Annotated in this window: 2 protein-coding genes and 1 pseudogene; 2 read left to right on the top strand and 1 reads right to left on the bottom strand. The window is 42.8% G+C overall.

Annotated features, from left to right (window positions below; genetic code table 11):
* Positions 1 to 680, bottom strand: a 680-nt coding sequence (locus tag J7K79_RS07935) for an ABC transporter substrate-binding protein (protein WP_296907279.1), incomplete at its 3' end; no start/stop codon positions are given.
* A 723-nt stretch (positions 681 to 1,403) separates the two neighbouring features.
* Here J7K79_RS07935 and J7K79_RS07930 point away from each other — a divergent pair.
* Together J7K79_RS07930 and J7K79_RS07925 are read left to right on the top strand one after the other, a co-directional pair.
* Positions 1,404 to 2,477, top strand: a complete 1,074-nt coding sequence (locus J7K79_RS07930; RefSeq protein WP_296907275.1) for a DUF362 domain-containing protein — start codon at positions 1,404 to 1,406, stop codon at positions 2,475 to 2,477.
* Between the two features lie 46 nt (positions 2,478 to 2,523).
* Positions 2,524 to 3,297, top strand: a pseudogene (locus tag J7K79_RS07925) (hypothetical protein); the annotation flags it as partial.

Below are 3,297 nucleotides of genomic sequence, written 5' to 3'. Positions count from 1 at the left end.
CCGTATATCTTGTTTTTCGAGTAATTGTCGTATCTTTCAAGAACAATTCTTTCACTATTGAATGAGTGAAGCTTGTATGGACCAGAACCGACAGGATTTTTGTTTTCAAATCTTCTAAGGTTTACCACATCGTAACCCGCTTCTTCTTCAACTTTTGTCCATATATGCTTCGGAAGTATAAAAACTGTCCACAATTGGTTCAAAAGTATCAATCTGTTTGGATTATCAGCTTTCATTTTAAAGTATATTGTCCTGTTGCCTTCAGCCCATACTCTTTCAAGATATTCCCAAACAACCGAGTGTCCTAGAGGATATTTCTTTGCAAGTTCAAAAGTATAAACTACATCGTCTGCTGTTACCGGTTGGCCATCTTGCCAGCAGGCCTCATCGTATAATGTTACCTTCAATGTTAGATCGTCAACCCACTCATAACTTTGAGCAAGCCCTGGTTCAAGTTTACCAGTCAGCAAGTTGAAGAGGAATAATGTTTCATAAATTAAATTCATTCCCTGATGCATTGGCCATGCAGGATTACCGGCGTACGGATTGAAGCTTGTTGGTGGTCCCCATTGATGACCCGCGATGTAAAGTGTTTCACTTCTTGGAAATTGTTCGGCTCCGAAAATGGAGCCAGCAACAATGAGCAAAATTAACAAATTAATTAAGAAAAGTTTCCTCATAAAGACACCTCCTTACTTAATTAATTATTAGGGGAATCCCCCATGTAGCTTTAATTTCATTATTTACTCACGAAACGGAACTCTTGACCTTGTTCCTAACCAAGTATTGAGCTTTCCATACGGAATGAATATTCCTTCATCTGTACTATTTTCAAAGACTTTTTTCGCGAATTTCTCACCTTTCAAATACAACTTTAATCTTGAGAATCGAGAATAAGTCTTGTATTCAGGAAATCATCTTCTTCCTTTGGAGGAAATTTTCCTTCGGAGGAGATTTTAACACATTGTTGCGAAAGATCCAAATGTAATTATTTCTTAAAAATCAAGAATATCGCTGATTATGAGAATTTATTGGCGATTATTGTGAAATCTCCTATATTCCCTTTCGACTACAACAGATTTGAAGCCGATAAGTTGTATAACATCACATTTTCAAAAATTTCATGGTCTGTTTACAGTGGATTTGCAACCGCTCTCGCAAGATTTGAGGAATCCTGCCTCTTTCTTAATCTCTGAAAGTTCCTGAAAACAGTCAGAGAATAAGAAACCCCTTAAATTCAAGATGAAAAAAATTTACATAAGGATAACTCAATTGCTAACCACTCTAAGTAGATAGAAGTTTGAACAAGGTAGATAGTTGTGGTAGAATTTAAAACGAAGAAATATACATCTAGGGAGCCCATTGGGGCTCTCTTTTTGATTCCTAGAGAAGGAGGGATGAACATGCCGGTAAAAGTCTATTTCACCGATATGACAACGAATCCAAACATGAACATGTTTCAGAAACTGGAACTGCTTCTGAAAAAGGTGGAGCTGGAGAAGATCATCGAAAAAGGAAAGTTCGTGGCTGTGAAGTTACACTTCGGTGAGTATGGGAATCTCGCCTTCATCAGACCCCAGTATGTGAAAGTGATCGTCGATCAGATCAAAAAACTCGGTGGGAAACCCTTCCTCACCGATGCGAACACACTCTACACCGGTCACAGATCGAACGCTGTTGATCATCTGATAAATGCCTATTTGAACGGCTTTACATACGAGGTAACAGGCGCTCCCGTGATCATAGCGGACGGTCTGAGAGGAGCCGATGAAGTGAAGGTACGAATCGATGGAAAGTACGTGAAGGAAGCAAAGATAGGTGCCGCAATTGCTTTGGCAGATGTGATAGTCGCCGTCACACACTTCAAAGGACACGAAGCAACGGGATTTGGTGGCACCATAAAGAACGTCGGAATGGGAAGTGCTTCAAGGGCAGGAAAGATGGAACAGCATTCAGATTCCAAGCCATACGTTGTAGAAGAAAAATGTGTCGCTTGCGGAACGTGTGCAAAATTCTGTCCAGTTGGGGCCATCACTGTCACAAAGATTGCAAAGATAGACTACGACAAGTGTATCGGATGCGGGCAGTGTATTGCAATGTGTTCTTACGGTGCGATGTCACCAAAGTGGGACAGTTCAACGGACTCTCTAAGTAAAAAGATGGCTGAATACGCGAAAGCTGCTTTGAAGGACAAAAAGGCGGTCTTCATCTCCTTTATCATGAACATCTCTCCTGACTGTGATTGTTGGAACATGAACAAGCCTCCCGTGGCGCCGGACATTGGAATTGCAGCGAGCACGGATCCTGTTGCCCTGGATCAGGCGTGTATCGATCTTGTGATTCAGAAAACTGGGAAAGACCCATTTCTCGAGGTTCATCCGGACGTGACATGGAGAACACAGCTTGAATACGCTCAAAAGATAGGCCTTGGAACGAGGGAGTACGAACTGGTAAGGGTAGCTTGTGATTTGAAGTAAAAAGTGGTTTAATAGTGTTGTCAACTCACACTGAGGAGGTTTTATTGTGCGAAAACTTTTTTTGGTTGGTATGGTTCTTCTGGCGATCTTTGGATTGTCTCAAGAAGAATGGGTTACGGAAAGTTTCGGCCCAATCACGTGGCAGCAGCCGGCGGACTGGCAAAAGACACCCCCATTGGGATTGAACTCAACAGGTGTTTTCAAAGGAGCCAGCGATAGTCAGACTCTCACACAGGGCGTTGGTGTGTTCTTCATCTACGATGCTGGTGTCGAAGAATCCCTGATTCCTGGTCTGTCTCAGGATGCGTCCCTTGTCGATCGGAAAGAGATTGTCTGGAACGGTTTCGAGGGTCGTCATTACAGGTTTAAAAGAACAAATCTTGCCTTCGACGTCAAGGTGTTTCCGATGGGAATGAAAGACCTTGCCATCTGGAGTTTCATAGTTGGGAATCCACCAGAAGAGGATCTACAAAACCTGGAAAAGATTCTCTCTAGTGTCGGTGTGAACGAACACGTCAATCTCAGCCGCTGGAAGTCATCGAGCGATACTCTGGAGATCTTCCAGAGTGGAAACTACATCGAAGGATCACTGGAGGAAAGAGTGATAGAAGGGGTTGTGATCGAAAACAACATCTTCGGCTGGTGGAAGAAAGTGGATTCACCAGGAACTCTGGGACCCTCACGATTCTGGGATGGTGCCTTCAGTGGTAGAATCGAAGATGGCAAATTGAACTTTCTGTTCTCTGATGTGGAAGATCCGTTTTCCATGACGGATGGAACCTCCGTCGTGTTTGAAAACACCTCTGGTGAGATCAAGAAT

Origin of the sequence: Thermotoga sp. (genome assembly GCF_021162145.1) — a bacterium.
GTDB lineage: Bacteria > Thermotogota > Thermotogae > Thermotogales > Thermotogaceae > Thermotoga.
The sequence above is the reverse complement of the archived record's forward strand: the minus strand, read 5'-3'. Positions and strand labels throughout refer to the sequence as shown.

Excerpts from the sequence above, each read along its gene's own strand:
- J7K79_RS07930 (WP_296907275.1), top strand. The coding sequence starts at position 1,404 with ATGCCGGTAAAAGTCTATTTCACCGATATGACAACGAATCCAAACATG.